The sequence below is a fragment of the Hydrogenophaga sp. NFH-34 genome, from assembly GCF_021401345.1.
GTDB classification, from domain to species: domain Bacteria; phylum Pseudomonadota; class Gammaproteobacteria; order Burkholderiales; family Burkholderiaceae_C; genus Hydrogenophaga; species Hydrogenophaga electricum.
In genome coordinates this window covers 13,729-31,892 of the sequence record NZ_JACBGE010000009.1, presented here as the reverse complement: position 1 = coordinate 31,892, position 18,164 = coordinate 13,729, and the positions used below count along the sequence as shown (strand labels likewise).

General features: G+C 65.0%; 16 protein-coding genes. All 16 read left to right on the top strand.

Annotated elements, in window-relative coordinates:
* Positions 1-167: 167 nt before the first annotated feature.
* The 16 genes from pyrH to carB all read left to right on the top strand — a co-directional run bounded on the left by pyrH (position 168) and on the right by carB (position 18,095).
* A complete protein-coding gene (gene pyrH / locus L0977_RS10095; RefSeq protein WP_234264737.1) occupies positions 168-878 on the top strand; it encodes a UMP kinase in 711 nt (236 codons plus the stop codon).
* A gap of 34 nt (positions 879-912) precedes the next feature.
* Positions 913-1,476, top strand: a complete 564-nt coding sequence (gene frr, locus L0977_RS10090; protein WP_234264736.1) for a ribosome recycling factor — start codon at positions 913-915, stop codon at positions 1,474-1,476.
* 11 nt (positions 1,477-1,487) lie between these two features.
* Positions 1,488-2,252 (top strand): polyprenyl diphosphate synthase, encoded by a 765-nt coding sequence (gene uppS / locus L0977_RS10085; RefSeq protein WP_234264735.1) that lies wholly within the window; start codon positions 1,488-1,490, stop codon positions 2,250-2,252.
* Positions 2,245-3,081, top strand: a complete 837-nt coding sequence (locus L0977_RS10080; RefSeq protein WP_234264734.1) for a phosphatidate cytidylyltransferase — start codon at positions 2,245-2,247, stop codon at positions 3,079-3,081. Before uppS ends, L0977_RS10080 begins: the two co-directional genes overlap by 8 nt.
* The gene (gene ispC, locus L0977_RS10075; protein WP_234264733.1) at positions 3,078-4,265 is read left to right on the top strand and encodes a 1-deoxy-D-xylulose-5-phosphate reductoisomerase; all 1,188 of its coding nucleotides are present in this window, start codon (positions 3,078-3,080) and stop codon (positions 4,263-4,265) included. The genes L0977_RS10080 and ispC overlap by 4 nt, the downstream gene beginning before the upstream one ends.
* A gap of 86 nt (positions 4,266-4,351) precedes the next feature.
* Positions 4,352-5,719: an RIP metalloprotease RseP gene (gene rseP, locus L0977_RS10070; RefSeq protein ID WP_234264732.1), complete on the top strand. Its 1,368-nt coding sequence runs from the start codon at positions 4,352-4,354 to the stop codon at positions 5,717-5,719.
* Positions 5,720-5,733: 14 nt separating this feature from the next.
* A complete protein-coding gene (bamA, locus tag L0977_RS10065) occupies positions 5,734-8,028 on the top strand; it encodes an outer membrane protein assembly factor BamA (RefSeq protein WP_234264731.1) in 2,295 nt (764 codons plus the stop codon).
* Between the two features lie 17 nt (positions 8,029-8,045).
* A complete protein-coding gene (locus L0977_RS10060; RefSeq protein WP_234264871.1) occupies positions 8,046-8,546 on the top strand; it encodes an OmpH family outer membrane protein in 501 nt (166 codons plus the stop codon).
* Between the two features lie 6 nt (positions 8,547-8,552).
* Positions 8,553-9,605, top strand: coding sequence for a UDP-3-O-(3-hydroxymyristoyl)glucosamine N-acyltransferase (gene lpxD, locus L0977_RS10055; protein WP_234264730.1), 1,053 nt, complete (start codon positions 8,553-8,555; stop codon positions 9,603-9,605).
* Entirely contained in the window at positions 9,602-10,042 is a 441-nt protein-coding gene (gene fabZ / locus L0977_RS10050) for a 3-hydroxyacyl-ACP dehydratase FabZ (RefSeq protein ID WP_234264729.1), read from the top strand. The genes lpxD and fabZ overlap by 4 nt, the downstream gene beginning before the upstream one ends.
* Before the next feature lie 20 nt (positions 10,043-10,062).
* A complete protein-coding gene (gene lpxA / locus L0977_RS10045; RefSeq protein WP_234264728.1) occupies positions 10,063-10,857 on the top strand; it encodes an acyl-ACP--UDP-N-acetylglucosamine O-acyltransferase in 795 nt (264 codons plus the stop codon).
* A 4-nt stretch (positions 10,858-10,861) separates the two neighbouring features.
* On the top strand, positions 10,862-12,010 hold the full coding sequence (gene lpxB, locus L0977_RS10040) for a lipid-A-disaccharide synthase (RefSeq protein ID WP_234264727.1): 1,149 nt from the start codon (positions 10,862-10,864) through the stop codon (positions 12,008-12,010).
* On the top strand, positions 11,982-12,635 hold the full coding sequence (gene rnhB / locus L0977_RS10035; RefSeq protein WP_234264726.1) for a ribonuclease HII: 654 nt from the start codon (positions 11,982-11,984) through the stop codon (positions 12,633-12,635). The genes lpxB and rnhB overlap by 29 nt, the downstream gene beginning before the upstream one ends.
* Positions 12,632-13,408 (top strand): TrmH family RNA methyltransferase, encoded by a 777-nt coding sequence (locus tag L0977_RS10030; protein ID WP_234264725.1) that lies wholly within the window; start codon positions 12,632-12,634, stop codon positions 13,406-13,408. Before rnhB ends, L0977_RS10030 begins: the two co-directional genes overlap by 4 nt.
* A gap of 245 nt (positions 13,409-13,653) precedes the next feature.
* On the top strand, positions 13,654-14,817 hold the full coding sequence (gene carA / locus L0977_RS10025; protein WP_234264724.1) for a glutamine-hydrolyzing carbamoyl-phosphate synthase small subunit: 1,164 nt from the start codon (positions 13,654-13,656) through the stop codon (positions 14,815-14,817).
* Entirely contained in the window at positions 14,817-18,095 is a 3,279-nt protein-coding gene (gene carB / locus L0977_RS10020) for a carbamoyl-phosphate synthase large subunit (protein WP_234264723.1), read from the top strand. Before carA ends, carB begins: the two co-directional genes overlap by 1 nt.
* The last annotated feature ends 69 nt before the right edge of the window (positions 18,096-18,164 follow it).

Genomic DNA, 18,164 nt, shown 5'->3' with positions numbered 1-18,164 from the left:
CCGATACGGGCCGCAAGGCCCGTTGTCGTATCTGCGTCCGTCCGGAGCATCCGGGGCGGATGCCATTTTTTACGTTGCATGCGGGTTTCCGGTCGCTGGTTGCCGTCCGTGCATCGCTACACTAGCTGGTTGTTTTCTCCTTCATCCGATCCAGGGATTCCGCGCTCATGCCTGCCTACCAACGCATTCTCCTCAAGCTTTCGGGCGAAGCCCTCATGGGCGACGATGCCTTCGGCATCAACCACGGCACTATCGTGCGCATGGTCGAGGAGGTGGCGGAGGTCACGCGTCTGGGGGTGCAGGTCGCGGTCGTCATCGGTGGTGGCAACATCTTCCGTGGCGTGGCCGGGGGGTCTGTGGGCATGGACCGGGCCACGGCCGACTACATGGGCATGCTGGCCACGGTGATGAACTCGCTGGCGCTGGCCGACACCATGGAAAAAGCCGGCTTGGTGGCGCGGGTGATGTCGGCCATTGCCATCGAGCAGGTGGTCGAGCCCTACGTGCGCCCCAAGGCGCTGCAGTACCTGGAAGAAGGCAAGGTGGTCATTTTTGCCGCGGGTACGGGCAATCCGTTTTTCACCACCGACACCGCGGCGGCCCTGCGCGGGGCCGAAATCGGTGCGCAGATCGTGCTCAAGGCCACCAAGGTGGATGGCGTCTACACGGCGGACCCCAAGAAAGACCCTTCTGCCACGCGTTATGCCTCCATCACCTTCGACGAGGCCATGGGCAAAAATCTGCAGGTCATGGACGCGACGGCCTTCGCGCTTTGCCGTGACCAGAAGCTGCCGATCAAAGTGTTCTCGATCTTCAAGCCCGGGGCTTTGCGCAACGTGGTGCTGGGTGGGGACGAGGGCACTCTGGTGCACGTCTGAGCGCGGCAGAACAACAACCCATTCAGGAGCTTTCATGAGCAGCATTCCCGAGATTCGCAAGACCGCTGAACACAAGATGCAGCAGTCGCTGGAGGCCTTGAAGGCCAGCCTGGCCAAGATCCGCACGGGTCGGGCCAATCCGCAGATCCTGGACACGGTGCATGTCGATTACTACGGGTCCATGCTGCCACTGTCGCAGGTGGCCAATCTGTCGCTGCTCGATTCACGCACCATCGGGGTGTCGCCGTGGGAAAAGGGCCTGGGAGCCAAGATTGAAAAGGCCATTCGTGAATCCGATCTGGGTCTCAATCCCCAGAGCCAGGGCGATCTGATCCGGGTGCCGATTCCGCCGATGACGGAAGAGCGTCGTCGCGAGCTGACCAAGGTGGTCAAGCACGAAGGCGAAAACGCCAAGGTGGCGATCCGCAACCTGCGGCGTGATGCCAACGAGCATGTCAAGAAGCTGCTCAAGGACAAGCTGGTTTCCGAAGACGATGAGCGTCGCGCGCAAGATGACGTGCAAAAGCTGACGGACCGCATGATCGTCGAGGTGGACAAGCTCGTGGCCGCCAAGGACCAGGACATCATGGCGGTCTGATCCGCCCGCTCATGTCGTTGTCGCAACGTCCCGATTCGCGCTTGTCCGGCCCCGCTGCCTCCGTCCCGCACCACGTGGCCGTTGTCATGGATGGCAACGGTCGGTGGGCGAAAAAGCGCCTGCTTCCCCGAATTGCCGGGCACAAACAGGGCGTCGAGGCGTTGCGCCGTCTGGTGGAGCTGTGTATAGAGCGCGGCATCGCGGTGCTGACGGTGTTTGCGTTTTCCTCCGAAAACTGGAAGCGCCCGGAGGACGAAGTGTCGGGCCTGATGGACCTGCTGGCCCTCGCTCTGTCGCGGGAGGTTCCTTCGCTGGACCGTCACGGTGTCCGCCTGCATTTCCCAGGTGATCGCAGTGGTCTGTCCGCGAAGGTGGTCCAAGGGCTGGAGCAGGCCGAGCGGCAGACTGCTGGGAACAGTCGGCTGGTGCTCAACGTGTGTTTCAACTACGGAGGCCGCTGGGACATTGTGCAGGCTGCGCGCCAATTGGCTGCCGAGGGGGCGCCGATCACCGAAGCTTCGCTGGGTGAACGCACCGCGCTGGCCCATGTGGGCGACCCCGACCTGCTCATCCGCACCGGGGGCGAGTTGCGCATCAGCAATTTTCTGCTCTGGCAATGTGCCTATGCCGAGCTCTATTTCTCTTCCTGTCTCTGGCCGGAGTTCGATGCGCAGGAACTGGACCGCATCCTGGCCGATTTTTCGCGGCGCGAACGGCGTTTCGGCCTGACGTCCGAGCAGCTTCCGCAGGCCCAGGCCGAGCCCCGCCATGCTTAAACAGCGGGTCATTACGGCGCTGGCACTCTTGGCGGTTCTGTTGCCCGCGTTGTTCTACCCGTCTTTCGAACCGTTTGCGGCCTTGTCGCTGGTGCTGATCGTCGCTGCCGGGTGGGAGTGGGCGCGGCTCAACGGCTGTGGAACCACCGCCAGTCTCCTCTGTGGCGCTGGCCTGGGGGGCATGCTGGCGCTCGGCTGGTCGCTCGGGGTGCTGGACATGGCATGGCCTGGTCTGTGGGGTGCCGCTGGGGGGATCTGGCTGGTGCTTGCCATCGTGGTCCTGCGCCGGGGGGTGGCTGCCTGGTCACAGTGGCCATCAGGGGTGCGCGTCGTGGGTGGGCTCGTGCTCATCGGTTGTGCCTGGTTGGCCTTGGTGCAGGCGCACAAGGCGGGTATTTCTTTTCTGCTCTCGGTGCTGACCCTGGTCTGGGCGGCGGACATCGCGGCGTACTTCGGGGGCCGCGCCCTGGGGCGGCGCAAGCTGGCGCCCGCCATCAGTCCGGGGAAAACCTGGGAAGGCGTCTACAGCGGTGTGGCGGGCGTGTGCCTGCTGGCCTTGCTGTGGTGCGCGCTGGATGCGAGGGGCGTCGGATCGGCCAACAGCCTGTTCGGTCAGCTCTGGGCGAAAGGCCCGCTGCTGGCGGTGCTGGCCATCGCGGTGCTGACGGCGATGAGCGTCGTTGGCGATCTGTTCGAGTCGCTGGTCAAGCGCAGTGCGGGCATGAAGGATTCGAGCGGGCTGCTGCCGGGGCACGGTGGTGTTCTGGATCGTGTGGACGCGCTGCTGCCTGTGTTGCCGTTGGCCATGCTCTTTGTTTCCTTTTCATGACGGACCGCTTCCAACTCGTCACGGTTCTCGGCTCCACGGGCTCGATCGGCACCAGCACGCTGGATGTGATGGCCCGGCATCCGGACCGCTACCGTGCTTTTGCCCTGACGGCGGCATCGCAGGTCGATGCCTTGTTTGATCAGTGTCTGCGTTTTCAGCCGCGTTTTGCGGTCCTGGCCGATCCGGCGCGGGCAGGGGCGCTGAGCGATCGTCTTCGGGCGGCGGGATCGGCTACCGAGGTGCTGGCTGGCGCGCAAGCGCTCTGTGATGTCAGTGCGGCCCCCGAGGTCGATGCGGTTATGGCTGCCATTGTGGGGGCGGCCGGGCTGGCGCCGAGCCTGGCGGCGGCCCGCGCGGGCAAACGCCTGTTGCTGGCGAACAAAGAGGCGCTGGTTGTGGGGGGCGATCTCTTCATGGCGGCCGTGCGCGAGGGTGGTGGCACGCTTTTGCCGATCGACAGCGAACATTCGGCCGTGTTCCAGTCGCTGCCGGAGGAGCCGACCACGTGGGCGACGCGCGTCGACAAGATCGTGCTGACCGCGTCGGGCGGGCCATTTCGCGAACGTGATCCCGGCACACTCGCTGCCGTCACGCCTGAGGAGGCCTGTGCCCATCCCAACTGGGTGATGGGCCGCAAGATTTCCGTCGACTCGGCCACCATGATGAACAAGGCGCTGGAGATCATCGAGGCGCATTACCTGTTCGGCATGGCGCCGGAGCGCATCGAGGTGGTGATCCATCCCCAGAGCGTGATCCACTCCATGGTGCAGTTCCATGATCGCTCGGTGGTGGCGCAGCTCGGCACGCCTGACATGCGGGTGCCGATCGCGTATGGCCTGTCGTGGCCCGCGCGCATCGAGTCCGGTGCTGCGGCGCTGGATTTCGCCACGCTGGGGGCGCTGACTTTCCAGCCGCCCGATCCGGCCCGCTTTCCGGGACTGGGCCTGGCCTGGGAGGCCATGAAGGGGCCGACCGGAACGACGGCGGTGCTCAATGCGGCCAACGAGGTGGCCGTCGCGGCTTTTCTGGACAGGCGGCTGCGCTTCGACCAGATCCACCGCATCAACCATGCAACTTTGCAGGCCCTGACGTTCTCCAAGCCGGATTGTCTGGATGACCTGCTGGCCCTGGATGCGCAGGCGCGGACGCAGGCGCAGGCCGAGGTGCTGCGCTGCGCCTGCTGACCCCTGCCCGGGTTGCGGGGGGCTGGAGCGGTGTGCGCCTGACGGGGCCTGCTTTCTGAAGGAATCAAAGGGATGGAGCTTCTGGCATGACGACTGTGATCGCTTTCATCGTGGCACTGGGCCTGCTCATCGCGGTGCACGAATACGGCCATTACCGCGTGGCGGTGGCATGCGGCGTCAAGGTGCTGCGCTTCTCGATCGGTTTTGGCAAGCCGCTGCTGCGCTGGCGGCGCCAGGGCAGTCCGACAGAATTTGTCATCGGGGCGCTGCCGCTGGGGGGTTATGTGCGCATGCTCGATGAGCGCGAGGCACCGGTAGACCCGGCAGAGCGTCACCTGGCTTTCAACACCCAACCGCTGCGCAAACGGGCGGCCATCGTGGCCGCTGGGCCATTGGCCAACCTGCTGCTGGCTGTTGTGCTGTACGCGGCGGTGAACTGGAGTGGGGTGCAAGAACCGAAGGCGGTGCTGTCGAGCCCGGTTGTCGGCTCGCTGGCCGAGCGCGCGGGCTTGCGTGGCGGCGAGTGGGTGACCCAGATGGCGGCGGCCGATGGTGCGCCCGAGGCGGTGCGGTCGTTCGAGCATCTGCGCTGGCAGTTGACCCAGGCTGCCCTGTCCGGTGAGGACGTGACGCTCTGGGTCGGCCGATCAGAGGCTGAAGCCGGGCATCCGCGGGTGCTGCCCCTGTCCACCCTGGCCGTACGCGATGCCGACGCCCAGCTTTTTCAGCGCATCGGCATTCTGCTGCCGTGGTCGGCGCCGGTTATGGGCGAGGTCATGGCCGGCGGCGCGGCGGAAGCGGCCGGGCTGCGGCCTGGGGATGAGGTGGTGGCTGTCAATGGCCGCCCGGTGGCCGATGCCCAGCAACTGCGCACCCTGATCCGCTCGGCGGTCGGTCCGGCGGGGCAGGGCGTCGAGCAGACCTGGGATGTGCGCCGCGGCGGCGGGGCCTTGCAGGTCAAGGTGCAACCGGTGCCAGTCGAACAGTCCGGCGTCTGGACGGCTCGGGTCGGGGCCTACATTGGGGCCGAGCCCGCCATGACCCTGGTACGTCTGGGTTTGGTGGAGGGCCTGGGTCAGGCGGTCAACCGAACCTGGGAGGTGTCGTGGCTCACCCTGAAGATGATGGGCCGCATGCTCATCGGCGAGGCCTCGATCAAGAATCTCTCCGGTCCGCTGACCATTGCCGACTATGCCGGCAAGTCGGCCAGTCTCGGACTGTCCTCCTATCTGGTGTTTCTGGCGCTCATCAGCATCAGTCTGGGGGTGCTCAATCTCCTGCCGTTGCCGGTCCTCGATGGGGGGCACCTGATGTATTATCTTTGGGAGGGTGTGACCGGTCGCAGCGTTTCTGACGTCTGGATGGAGCGCCTGCAACGAGGAGGTGTCGCGATCCTGCTGGCACTCATGGGCGTTGCCCTGTTCAACGATATGACCCGGTTGGTCGCGGGTTGAAAACCATTCCACACATGATTCGAAAGAGCAGCCTGCGTGTCCTGGCTCTGGGCACCTTGTTCTACCTGTCCTCGGCCACCCAGACATGGGCCGTCGAACCGTTCACGCTGCGAGACATCCGTGTCGAGGGCCTGCAGCGGGTCGAGCCGGGAACCGTATTTGCGTCGCTGCCTTTCCGGGTTGGCGAACAGTACAGCGATGACAAAGGCACGGCAGCGATCCGTTCGCTGTTCGGTCTGGGCCTGTTCTCGGACGTTCGCTTGCAGGTCGAGGGCGGCGTACTCGTTGTCATTGTGGAAGAGCGTCCTTCTGTGGCGGACGTGAGCTTTTCGGGCATCAAGGAATTCGACGAAGAGACGATCCGCCGCGCCCTGCGCGATGTGGGCCTGACCGATGGTCGTCCCTACGACAAGGTGCTGGTCGACCGCGCCGAGCAGGAGCTCAAGCGCCAGTACCTCAGCCGCAGCATGTACGCCGCATCGGTGGTGACCACGGTCACGCCGGTCGAGCGCAACCGAGTGAACATCAGCTTCACCGTGACCGAAGGCGACGTGGCCAAGATCGGTGAAATCCGCGTCGTGGGCAATCAGGCGTTTTCTGACAGCACCCTGCGCGACCTGTTCGAGCTGAACACCGGTGGCTGGATGAGCTGGTACACCAAGTCCGACCGCTACTCGCGGGCCAAGCTCAATGCCGACCTGGAATCGCTGCGTTCGTACTACCTGAGCCGCGGCTTCATCGACTTCCGCATCGACTCGACCCAGGTGGCAATCGACCCGGGCAAGGAGCAGCTCAGCCTGATCATCAATATCACCGAAGGCAACCGCTTCGTGGTTTCCGGGGTGCGCCTGGAAGGGCAGTACCTGGACAAGGAAGACGCGTTCAAGTCTCTGGTCACGATCAATCCCGGCGAGGCCTACAACGCCGAGTCCGTGGCCGCAACGGTGCGGTCCTTCAACGATTACTACGCCGCGTTCGGCTACGCCTTCTCCCAGGTGGATGCGGTGCCCGAGATCAACCGCACCAGCAATGAAGTGAGCCTGGTGCTGCGTGGCCAGCCGTCCCGCCGCGTCTATGTGCGTCGCATCCAGGTCGAAGGCAACAACCGCACGCGCGACGAAGTGATCCGTCGCGAGTTCCGTCAGTTTGAATCGGCATGGTATGACGGGGACCGGATCCGTCTGTCCCGTGACCGCGTGGACCGTCTGGGCTTCTTCACCGAGGTCAGCGTGGACACGCAACCTGTGGTGGGTACGCCGGATCAGGTCGACCTCGTGATCAACGTGGTGGAGCGCCCGACCGGCAACCTGTCCATCGGTGCGGGTTACTCGCAGGCCGACAAGCTGTCGTTCCTGGCGAGCATCAAGCAGGAAAACGTGTTCGGTACCGGTAACTACCTGGGCCTGGACGTCAACACCAGCGAATACAACCGTCAACTGGTGCTGAGCACCACCGATCCGTACTTCACCCAGGACGGTATCTCCCGCACGCTCGACATCTATCACAAGAGCACACGGCCCTACGATGCCCAAGGGGGCGATTACGAGATCGCCACACCCGGTGTCGGCATCCGCTTCGGCGTGCCGTTCAGCGAAGTCGATACCGTCTACTTTGGCCTGGGGGCCGAGCGTGTGAAGGTCAAGGAAGGCAACGAACTGCCTGTGGCCTATCTCGACCAGGGCGGCACCTACATTCCGGCGACCATTGGCTGGACTCGCGATGCCCGAGACAGCGCCCTCGTGCCGACCCGTGGGCGTCTGCAGCGCTTCAACACCGAAATCGGGGTAGGGGGTGACCGCAAGTACACCAAGCTGAACTATCAGTTCCAGCAATATGTGTCGCTGTCGCCGCGCTACACCCTGGCCTTCAACGCCGAACTGGGCTGGGGCAAGGGCATGGGCAACCACGACTTCCCGGTGTTGCGCAATTTCTATGGCGGCGGGCTGGGCTCGGTGCGGGGCTTTGAACAGGGCACGCTGGGGCCACAGTCCGACGTGATCGGTTCGGACACGGGCGAGCGTGTGAGCATCGGTGGCGCCAAGAAAGTGGTGCTGAACACCGAGTTCATCGCGCCGTTCCCGGGAGCTGGCAACGACCGCACCTTGCGCTGGTTCGGTTTCTTCGACGTTGGCAACATCTACGGCGAAAACGAAAAGGTCGATGCATCGACACTGCGGGCATCGGTCGGTGTCGGCCTCAGCTGGATTTCCCCCATCGGGCCGCTGCGCTTCGCCTATGCGAGGCCGGTGCGCAAGTTCGACGGCGACCAAATCCAGAAATTCCAGTTTCAGATCGGGACATCATTTTGAAGATTCGTTTCTCTTCTCTGGCGATCAGGGCAGCACTGTCCGGACTGTTGCTGCTGGTGGCTGCGGGTGCCTTGCACGCCCAGGAATTCCGCGTCGGTTTTGTCAGCACCGAACGTTTGCTGCGCGAGGCGCCGCAGGCCAAGGCCGCACAGACCAAGCTCGAACAGGAATTCGCCAAACGCGAGAAGGAAGTGCAGGGTCTGGCGAGCCAGCTCAAGGCCGCTTCAGAAAAATTCGAGCGTGAGGCTCCCACGCTGCCGGAAAGCCAGCGGGTGGCGCGCCAGCGTCAATTGGTGGATCAGGACCGTGATTTCCAGCGCAAGCAGCGCGAGTTCCAGGAAGATGTGTCGCTGCGGCGCAATGAAGAGCTTCAGCAAGTGCTGGAAAAAGCCAACCGGGTCATCAAGCAGGTGGCCGAGGCTGAAAAGTACGACCTGATCCTTCAGGAAGCGGTGTACATCCATCCGCGCCACGACATCACCGACAAGGTGCTTGCCGGCTTGAGCAACCTCAAGTAACCCCGCATGACCATCACCCTGGGGCGCATCGTCGCCGAACTGGGCGGTCGCCTGGTTGGTGACGGGTCGAGGGAGATCTCCGGGCTGGCGTCGCTGGCTGCGGCGCGGGTCGGGGAGCTGTCCTTCGTGTCGCATCCGCGCTACGCGGGTCTGCTGGCCGATTGCCGGGCCTCAGCCGTGATCGTGCCTTCGTCGCTGGAAGCGCAAGGCCAGGCGCTGGGCGCCTGTGTCGTCGCGGATGATCCCTATCTGTACTTCGCCCGTTTGACCCAATGGTGGCGCCGGCAACACGAAGCAGGGGTGGCACCGGCCGTGGATGCCACAGCCCACATCCATCCCGAAGCCCATATTGGCGTGGATGTGTCCGTCGGCCCCTTCGCCGTGATCGGAGCCCGTGCCGTGGTCGGTCCGGGTGCTCGCATCGGCGCCCACAGCGTGCTGGGCGATGACACTGTGGTGGGCGCGGGTACGCGCATCGCTCCGCGGGTGACGGTGGGTGATGGCTGCCGCATCGGTGAGCGCTGCATCCTGCACCCCGGCGTGGTGATCGGGGCCGATGGCTTTGGTTTTGCACCGCACAAAGGCCAATGGATCAAGATCGAGCAGCTTGGGGCGGTGCACATCGGCAATGACGTCGAAATCGGGGCCAACACCTGCATCGACCGCGGCGCCCTGGAAGATACGGTCATCGGCGACGGTGTCAAGCTCGACAACCTGATCCAGATCGGACACAACGTCCGGGTCGGCGCGCACACGGCCATGGCCGGGTGCGTCGGCGTGGCGGGCAGTGCCACCATCGGAGAGCGTTGCACGGTGGGCGGTGGCGCGGTGGTCCTGGGACACCTGAGTCTGGCCGATGACGTGCACATCTCTGCCGCTTCGGTGGTCACGCGCTCGATCCGCACGCGAGGCCACTACACCGGCATGTTTCCCATCGACGACAATGCGTCCTGGGAGAAGAACGCCGCTTCCCTGAAGCAATTGAACCGCCTGCGAGAGCGCCTGAAAGCCGCCGAGCAGGCCATTGAACAAGCCCTCCAGAACAAGACCGCGCCATGATGGACATTCACCAGATTCTCAAGCAACTGCCGCATCGCTACCCGATCCTGCTGGTGGACCGGGTGCTCGACATCGACAAGGGCAAGAGCATCCGCGCTCTCAAGAACGTGACCATCAACGAGCCGATCTTCAACGGGCATTTTCCGCATCGCCCGGTGTTCCCGGGGGTCTACATGCTCGAAGCCATGGCGCAGACGGCAGCCCTGCTGGCTTTCGACACGCTGGGCACCACACCCGACGACAAGACGGTTTATTACTTTGCCGGCATTGATGGGGCGCGTTTCAAGCGCCCGGTGGAGCCGGGTGATCAGCTGGTGATGGACGTGACGCTGGACCGCATGAAGGCCGGTATTTTCAAATTCAAGGGTGTGGCCCGGGTTGGCGACGAGATTGCCTGCGAGGCCGAGCTCATGTGCACCATGCGCACCGTGGCCTGAACGCCGGGGGCAGGGCAGGCATGGCCAACATCCATCCCACCGCGCTGGTGGATCCGGCGGCCGAACTCGACAGCACGGTCAGCATCGGTCCCTACAGCATTGTGGGGCCTGACGTGAAGATCGGGCCCGGTACCAGCGTCGGGCCGCACTGCGTGATCGAGGGGCACACGACCATCGGTAGCGACAACCGCATCTTCCAGTTCGTTTCGCTGGGCGCGATCAACCAGGACAAGAAGTACCAGGGCGAGCCCTGTGAGTTGGTGATCGGCGACCGCAACACCGTCCGCGAGTTCAGCACTTACCACATCGGGACCGTGCAAGGCGGCGGTGTCACCCGTCTGGGTGACGACAACTGGATGATGGCCTACACCCACCTGGCGCACGATTGCGTGGTGGGTAACCACACCATCTTCGCCAACAACGCCCAGATTGCCGGCCATGTGGTGGTGGGCGACTGGGTGATCCTTGGTGCCTATACCTGTGTGCACCAGTTCGTTCGCATTGGCGCCCACGGCATGACGGCCATGGGTTCGGTGCTGCTGGCGGACCAGCCTCCTTTCGTGATGAGCGAAGGCCATCCGGCAGGTGCGCGCTCCATGAATTTCGAAGGTTTGCGCCGGCGCGGTTTTTCGGCCGAGCGCATCGGCGCCGTGAAAGCCATGCACAAGGCCTTGTATCGCGAGGGGCGCACGCTCGACGACGCCCGCGAGCAGATTGCGGGGTTGGTTCAACGCTTTCCCGAAGGCGCGGGCGATGTGCAGATGATGCTCGACTTCCTGGCCGCCACGACATCGCAGCGCGGCATCGTCCGCTGAGACCATGAATCCTTCCAGACGCTTGGCCCTGGTGGCGGGCGAAACCTCGGGCGACTTGCTGGCCGGCTTGCTGCTGGATGGCCTGCGTGCGCGCTGGCCCGATCTGTCGGCGGTGGGTATTGGGGGTGCGCGCATGGTCGAACGCGGTTTCGACGCCTGGTGGCCCAGCGAAAAGCTCGCCGTCCGCGGCTACATCGAGGTGCTGCGCCATTACCGCGAGATCGTCGGCATTCGGCGCGATCTGCGCGACCGTTTGCTGACCGCCGCGCAACGTCCCGATGTGTTCATCGGTGTCGATGCCCCCGATTTCAACCTCGACCTGGAGGCGGCGCTCAAGGCCGAGGGCGTGCGCACGGTCCATTTCGTCTGTCCCTCGATCTGGGCGTGGCGGCCGGAGCGCATCGAAAAAATCCGCCGCAGTGCCGATCATGTGCTGTGCATCTTTCCGTTCGAACCGGATTTGCTGGCCCAGCAGGGCATTGCCGCCACCTATGTCGGTCATCCTTTGGCGAACGTGATTCCGCTCCAGCCCGACCGCGCTGCCGCGCGTGAGCACCTGGGTCTGGGCGCGGATGAGACGGTGGTCGCCATCCTCCCCGGGAGCCGTGCCTCGGAAGTGCAGTACCTGGGGCGCCGGTTTTTCGAGGCCGCAGCCCTCATGCACCGGGTGCGCCCGCACCTGCGGTTCCTCGTGCCGGCGGTGCCGGCGCTGCGCGCGCGCCTCGAAGGCATGGCGCGTGACTGCGGCCTGGGTGATGCCCTGCGGATTGTTGACGGCCAGTCGCACGCCGTGCTGACAGCGTGTGACGTGACCCTGATTGCCAGTGGCACCGCCACGCTGGAGGCGGCCCTGTTCAAGCGGCCCATGGTGATTGCCTACAACATGAATCTGCTCTCGTGGTGGATCATGCGCGGCAAGCGCCTGCAACCCTGGGTGGGCCTGCCCAACATTCTGTGCAACGATTTTGTCGTGCCCGAGCTCCTGCAGGAGGCCGCCACACCGGGGGCCTTGGCGCGCGAAACCCTGGCCTGGCTCGACGCACCGGAGAAAATGGCGGCCTTGCAGGCCCGCTTCGAGGCACTGCACCACACCTTGCGACGAGACACTGCCCGACTGGCCGCCGATGCGATCGAAAAAGTTCTTGAAGGCTGAGCAGGCCTGTCTGCATTGGGACAGTCCCGGTCTGGTCGCGGGTGTGGACGAAGCCGGGCGCGGGCCGCTGGCCGGTCCGGTGGTGGCGGCAGCCGTCATCCTGGACGATCGGGCTCCCATCCAGGGACTGGCCGATTCCAAGAAACTGACCGCCCGCCAGCGCGAGCGCTTGTATGATGAGATCCGGGCCAAGGCCTTGTGCTGCAGCGTGGCGCAGGCATCGGTGGAGGAGATCGACCGTCTCAACATCCTGCATGCCACCATGCTGGCGATGCAGCGTGCCGTGCAAGGCTTGCGCCTGAAGCCGTCAAAGGTGCTGGTGGACGGCAACCGCCTGCCGGCACTGGACGTGCTGGCCGAAGCCATCGTCTCGGGCGATGCGCTGGTGCCGGCCATTTCGGCGGCGTCCATTCTGGCCAAGGTCACGCGGGACCGCCTCCTGGCCGAGCTGCATGGCCGCCACCCTGAGTACGGGTTTGACCGCCACAAAGGTTATGGCACGGCCGTGCATCTGGCGGCCTTGCAGGCGCATGGTCCCCTGCCCGAACACCGACGCTCGTTTGCGCCGGTGGCGCAGGCACTGGCCACCCACCGGGTGGCGGTTTCGCCCGGTGACACCCAATGAGCTCTGCCCCGACCCCGATCACCTCGCGCGACAACCCGCTGCTCAAGCGCTTGCGGCTGCTGGCGCAGGACAGCACGGCCTACCGCAAGCAGGGCCAGGTTTGGCTGGAGGGGGACCACCTGTGCCGGGCGCTGCTGGCGCGTGGGCACCGGCCCGCCCTGGCGGTGTTCGCCGAATCGGCCTGGTCGTCCGTGCCGTCCGACTTGCGCGACATTGCGCCGCGCCAATACCTTGTTCCCGACGCGCTGATGGCTGGCATCAGTGGGCTGGAGTCGCCCGCCGGCATGGGCTTCGTGTGGGATCTGCCCGCGACCACCGGGGTGCAGTCGGGGCGTTCGGCCGTGGTGCTCGACCGCCTGCAGGACGCAGGCAACGTCGGTGCGATCCTGCGCTGCGCGTCGGCTTTCGGTTTTGCGCAGGTGCTGGCGCTCAAGGGCACGGCAGCGTTGTGGTCGCCCAAGGTCGTTCGCGCCGGCATGGGGGGGCATTTTGCGCTGCACCTCGTGGAAGGGCTGGCAGTGGATGACCTGGCTGCGCTGGGCGTTCCCCTGCTGGTGACCAGTTCGCACCGCGGGGATTTTCTGCACCAGGCCCGGCTGCCCTGGCCCTGCGCGTGGGTGCTCGGGCACGAAGGGCAGGGTGTCACCCCTGCTCTGGAGGCCCAGGCCAGCCAGCCGGTGCGCATCATCCAGCCTGGGGGTGAGGAATCGCTGAACGTGGCCGCCGCCGCTGCGATCTGCCTGCACGCGAGTGCAGCGGCCCGCGGATTCTGACCCGTAGCTTGCCTGCCCTGGTGAGACAGGGGATTTCCCCAAGGGGGGATGGCAGCCGGAGGCTATAATTCCGGGGTTTACCCGCAATCGGCGCAACCCTTCTGTTTGTGCCCGCCCCGGCGTCCTGCCAAGACTCCCTGACCGTCGCGAATCCCCGGCCTTTCCGGGCGGCTTGCGCGCGAGCAGGATTCCTCAGGCAGGCCCATGGCGGGTCGGGTTGGGCCCCACAATCTCTGGAGAAAACCGTGCTTCCCGTCCACCCGAAAGCCCTTCTAGCGCTCGCCGACGGCACGGTCTTTACAGGCATCTCCATCGGCGCAACTGGCCAGACGGTTGGCGAAGTGGTGTTCAACACCTCGCTGACCGGCTACCAGGAAATCCTCACCGATCCCAGCTATTGTCAGCAGATCGTCACGCTCACGTACCCGCACATCGGCAACACCGGGGTCAACCGTGAAGACGTGGAGGCCCATCGCGTCCATGCTGCCGGCCTGATCATCAAAGACCTGCCCCTGCTGGCTTCCAACTTCCGTTGCGAGCAGACCCTGTCCGAATACCTGCAGGCCGAAGGCACGGTCGCCATCGCCGATCTCGACACCCGCGCACTCACGCGCCGCCTGCGCACGCACGGCGCCCAGAACGGGTGCATCCTGGCCTTGCCGGCTGGCGAGGCGCTGACCGATGCGCACCGCGCCCAGGCCATCGCGGCGGCCCAGGCCGCGCCGAACATGGCCGGGCAAGACCTGGCCCAGGTGGTCAGCACCGCCGAGCCCTATGGTTGGACCCAGACCGAATGGCAACTGGGCTTCGGTTACGGCGAGCAGATCGCCCCCAAGTTCCATGTCGTGGCCTACGACTTCGGGGTCAAGAAAAACATCCTGCGCATGCTGGCTCAGCGTGGTTGCAAGATCACCGTGGTGCCCGCCCAGACGCCTGCGGCCGACGTGTTCAAGCTCAAGCCGAACGGTGTCTTCCTCTCCAACGGCCCTGGCGATCCGGAACCTTGCGACTACGCCATTGCCGCTTCGCGCGAGATCATCGAAGCGGGTGTGCCCACTTTCGGTATCTGCCTCGGGCACCAGATCATGGCCCTGGCTTCGGGCGCCAAGACTTTCAAAATGAAGTTCGGCCACCACGGCGCCAACCACCCGGTCAAGGATCTGGACAGCGGCCGTGTGAGCATCACCAGCCAGAACCATGGCTTCGCGGTGGACGAGAAGACGCTGCCTGCGAACCTGCGTGCCACGCACGTGAGCCTGTTCGACGGCACGCTGCAGGGCCTGGCCCGCACCGACAAGCCCGCTTTCTGCTTCCAGGGCCACCCGGAAGCCTCGCCGGGCCCGCACGACATCGGCTACCTGTTTGATCGCTTCGTGGCGTTGATGACCCAGGCCCAGGAGAACAAATAATGCCCAAGCGCACCGACATACAGACCGTCCTCATCATCGGCGCCGGCCCGATCATCATCGGCCAGGCCTGCGAATTCGACTACTCCGGCGTGCAGGCCTGCAAGGCCCTGCGCGAAGAGGGCTACCGCGTGGTGCTGATCAACAGCAACCCCGCCACCATCATGACCGACCCGGCCACGGCCGACGTCACCTACATCGAGCCCATCACCTGGCAGACGGTCGAGAAGATCATCGCCAAGGAGCGCCCGCAGACCGCTGGCGGTTTCGCCATCCTGCCGACCATGGGCGGCCAGACCGCGCTGAACTGCGCGCTGGATCTGTGGCGCAACGGCGTGCTCGACAAGTACAAGGTCGAGCTGATCGGTGCCACGCCCGAAGCCATCGACAAGGCCGAAGACCGCCTGAAGTTCAAGGACGCCATGACCAAGATCGGTCTGGGGTCGGCCAAGTCGGGCATCGCGCACAGCATGGAAGAAGCCTGGGCGGTGCAGAAGACCACGGGCTTTCCGACCGTGATCCGCCCCAGCTTCACGCTCGGCGGCACGGGCGGCGGCATCGCCTACAACCCGGAAGAGTTCGAGACCATCTGCAAGCGTGGTCTGGAAGCCTCGCCCACCAACGAGCTGCTGATCGAAGAATCGCTGCTCGGCTGGAAAGAGTACGAGATGGAGGTGGTGCGCGACAAGGCGGACAACTGCATCATCGTCTGCTCGATCGAGAACCTGGACCCGATGGGCGTGCACACCGGTGACTCGATCACCGTGGCGCCGGCGCAGACGCTGACCGACAAGGAATACCAGATCCTGCGCAACGCGTCGCTCGCCGTGCTGCGCGAGATCGGCGTGGACACTGGTGGCTCCAACGTTCAGTTTTCCATCAACCCGAAGGACGGCCGCATGGTCGTCATCGAGATGAACCCGCGCGTCTCGCGTTCGTCTGCGCTGGCGTCCAAGGCCACGGGCTTTCCGATCGCCAAGGTCGCGGCCAAGCTGGCCGTGGGCTACACGCTGGATGAGCTGCGCAACGAGATCACGGGCGGTGCCACGCCCGCGTCGTTCGAGCCCTCGATCGACTACGTGGTCACCAAGATCCCGCGTTTTGCCTTCGAAAAATTCCCTGCTGCCGACAGCCGACTGACGACGCAGATGAAGTCCGTGGGCGAGGTCATGGCCATGGGGCGCACCTTCCAGGAGTCGTTCCAGAAGGCCTTGCGCGGTCTGGAAGTCGGCGTGGACGGCATGAACGAAAAAACCCAGGACCGCGAGACGCTGGAACGCGAGCTGGGCGAACCTGGCCCCGAGCGCATCTGGTACGTGGGGGATGCCTTCGCGGCCGGCTGGTCGGTCGATGAGGTGCACCAGTTCACCAAGATCGACAAGTGGTTCCTGATCCAGATCGAGGAAATCATCCAACTTGAAATGGCCATGGACAAGCTGGTCGCCCAGAAGGGCGAGGACGCGCTGGCCAGCCTCGACGCCGACACGCTGCGCGGTCTGAAGAAGAAGGGTTTCTCCGACCGCCGCCTGGCCAAGCTGCTGGCCACCACCGACACGGCGGTGCGCGAGCGCCGCAAGGCGCTGAACGTGCGCCCGGTCTACAAGCGGGTGGACACCTGCGCCGCCGAGTTCGCCACCGACACCGCCTACCTGTATTCCACCTACGAAGGTCATGGTGACGGCGAGTGCGAAGCCGAGCCGACGGACAAGAAGAAGATCATGGTGCTCGGCGGTGGCCCCAACCGCATCGGCCAGGGCATCGAGTTCGACTACTGCTGCGTGCACGCCGCGCTGGCCATGCGCGAAGACGGGTACGAGACCATCATGGTCAACTGCAACCCGGAAACCGTGTCCACCGACTACGACACCAGCGACCGCCTGTACTTCGAGCCGCTGACGCTGGAAGACGTCCTGGAAATCGTCGACAAGGAAAAGCCGGTTGGCGTGATCGTGCAGTACGGCGGCCAGACACCGCTCAAGCTCGCGCTGGGCCTGGAGGCCAACGGCGTGCCCATCATCGGCACCTCGCCCGACATGATCGACGCGGCCGAAGACCGTGAGCGCTTCCAGAAGCTGCTGCACGACCTGGGCCTGCGCCAGCCGCCCAACGCCACCGCGCGGACCGAAGCCGATGCGCTGGAGAAGGCCGCCGCCCTGGGTTACCCCCTCGTGGTGCGTCCCAGCTACGTGCTGGGCGGCCGTGCGATGGAAATCGTGCACGAGCAGCGCGACCTGGAGCGCTACATGCGTGAAGCGGTGAAGGTCAGCAACGATTCGCCCGTGCTGCTGGACCGCTTCCTGAACGACGCCATCGAATGCGACGTGGACGCGGTGCGCGACGCCTCGGGCCGTGTCTTCATCGGTGGTGTGATGGAGCACATCGAGCAAGCGGGCGTGCACTCGGGTGACTCTGCCTGCTCGCTGCCGCCGTACTACCTGAGCAAGGCGACGGTCGATGAACTCAAGCGCCAGACCGCTGCCATGGCCGAAGGGCTGAACGTGGTCGGCCTGATGAACGTGCAGTTCGCGATCCAGGAGAAGGAAGAGAACGGCGTCAAGACCGACGTGATCTTCGTGCTCGAAGTGAATCCGCGCGCCTCGCGCACGGTGCCCTTTGTCTCCAAGGCCACCGGCATCCAGCTGGCCAAGGTGGCCGCGCGCTGCATGGCCGGTCAGACGCTGGACCAGCAAGGCATCGGCGCCGAGGTCACGCCGCCGTACTTCAGCGTGAAGGAAGCCGTGTTCCCGTTCGTGAAGTTCCCGGGCGTGGACACCATCCTGGGTCCCGAGATGAAGTCCACCGGCGAAGTGATGGGTGTGGGCAAGACCTTTGGCGAAGCCTTCGTCAAGAGCCAGCTCGGCGCCGGCACCAAGTTGCCGCGCTCAGGCAAGGTTTTCCTGACGGTCAAGAACGGTGACAAGCCTCGCGCGGTCGTGGTGGCGCGCGATCTGCACGCGCTGGGCTTCGAGATCGTGGCCACGCGCGGCACGGCTGCGGCCATCGAGGCCGCCGGTGTGCCGGTGCAGACCGTCAACAAGGTGACCGAGGGCCGCCCCAACATCGTCGACGCGATCAAGAACAACGAGATCGCCCTGGTGATCAACACGGTGGAAGAACGCCGCAATGCCATCGCCGATTCGCGTGCCATCCGCACCTCGTCGCTGTTGGCCCGGGTGACCACTTTCACCACCATCTCGGGTGCCGAGGCGGCGGTGGATGGCATGAAGGCCATGGAGCAGCTCGATGTGATCTCGGTGCAGGAGATGCACGCGATGCTGTGAGTCCCACGCTTCGCTGCACGCGCGGGTCGTTGCCCCCCGAGGGGGCTGATCCGGCGTGAGGCGGCCCGG

Bases quoted from the DNA above. Each gene is read 5' to 3' on its own strand.
- pyrH (WP_234264737.1), top strand. From the start codon at position 168: ATGCCTGCCTACCAACGCATTCTCCTCAAGCTTTCGGGCGAAGCCCTC.
- frr (WP_234264736.1), top strand. From the start codon at position 913: ATGAGCAGCATTCCCGAGATTCGCAAGACCGCTGAACACAAGATGCAG.
- uppS (WP_234264735.1), top strand. From the start codon at position 1,488: ATGTCGTTGTCGCAACGTCCCGATTCGCGCTTGTCCGGCCCCGCTGCC.
- L0977_RS10080 (WP_234264734.1), top strand. From the start codon at position 2,245: ATGCTTAAACAGCGGGTCATTACGGCGCTGGCACTCTTGGCGGTTCTG.
- ispC (WP_234264733.1), top strand. From the start codon at position 3,078: ATGACGGACCGCTTCCAACTCGTCACGGTTCTCGGCTCCACGGGCTCG.
- rseP (WP_234264732.1), top strand. From the start codon at position 4,352: ATGACGACTGTGATCGCTTTCATCGTGGCACTGGGCCTGCTCATCGCG.
- bamA (WP_234264731.1), top strand. From the start codon at position 5,734: ATGATTCGAAAGAGCAGCCTGCGTGTCCTGGCTCTGGGCACCTTGTTC.
- lpxD (WP_234264730.1), top strand. From the start codon at position 8,553: ATGACCATCACCCTGGGGCGCATCGTCGCCGAACTGGGCGGTCGCCTG.
- fabZ (WP_234264729.1), top strand. From the start codon at position 9,602: ATGATGGACATTCACCAGATTCTCAAGCAACTGCCGCATCGCTACCCG.
- lpxA (WP_234264728.1), top strand. From the start codon at position 10,063: ATGGCCAACATCCATCCCACCGCGCTGGTGGATCCGGCGGCCGAACTC.
- lpxB (WP_234264727.1), top strand. From the start codon at position 10,862: ATGAATCCTTCCAGACGCTTGGCCCTGGTGGCGGGCGAAACCTCGGGC.
- rnhB (WP_234264726.1), top strand. From the start codon at position 11,982: ATGCGATCGAAAAAGTTCTTGAAGGCTGAGCAGGCCTGTCTGCATTGG.
- L0977_RS10030 (WP_234264725.1), top strand. From the start codon at position 12,632: ATGAGCTCTGCCCCGACCCCGATCACCTCGCGCGACAACCCGCTGCTC.
- carB (WP_234264723.1), top strand. From the start codon at position 14,817: ATGCCCAAGCGCACCGACATACAGACCGTCCTCATCATCGGCGCCGGC.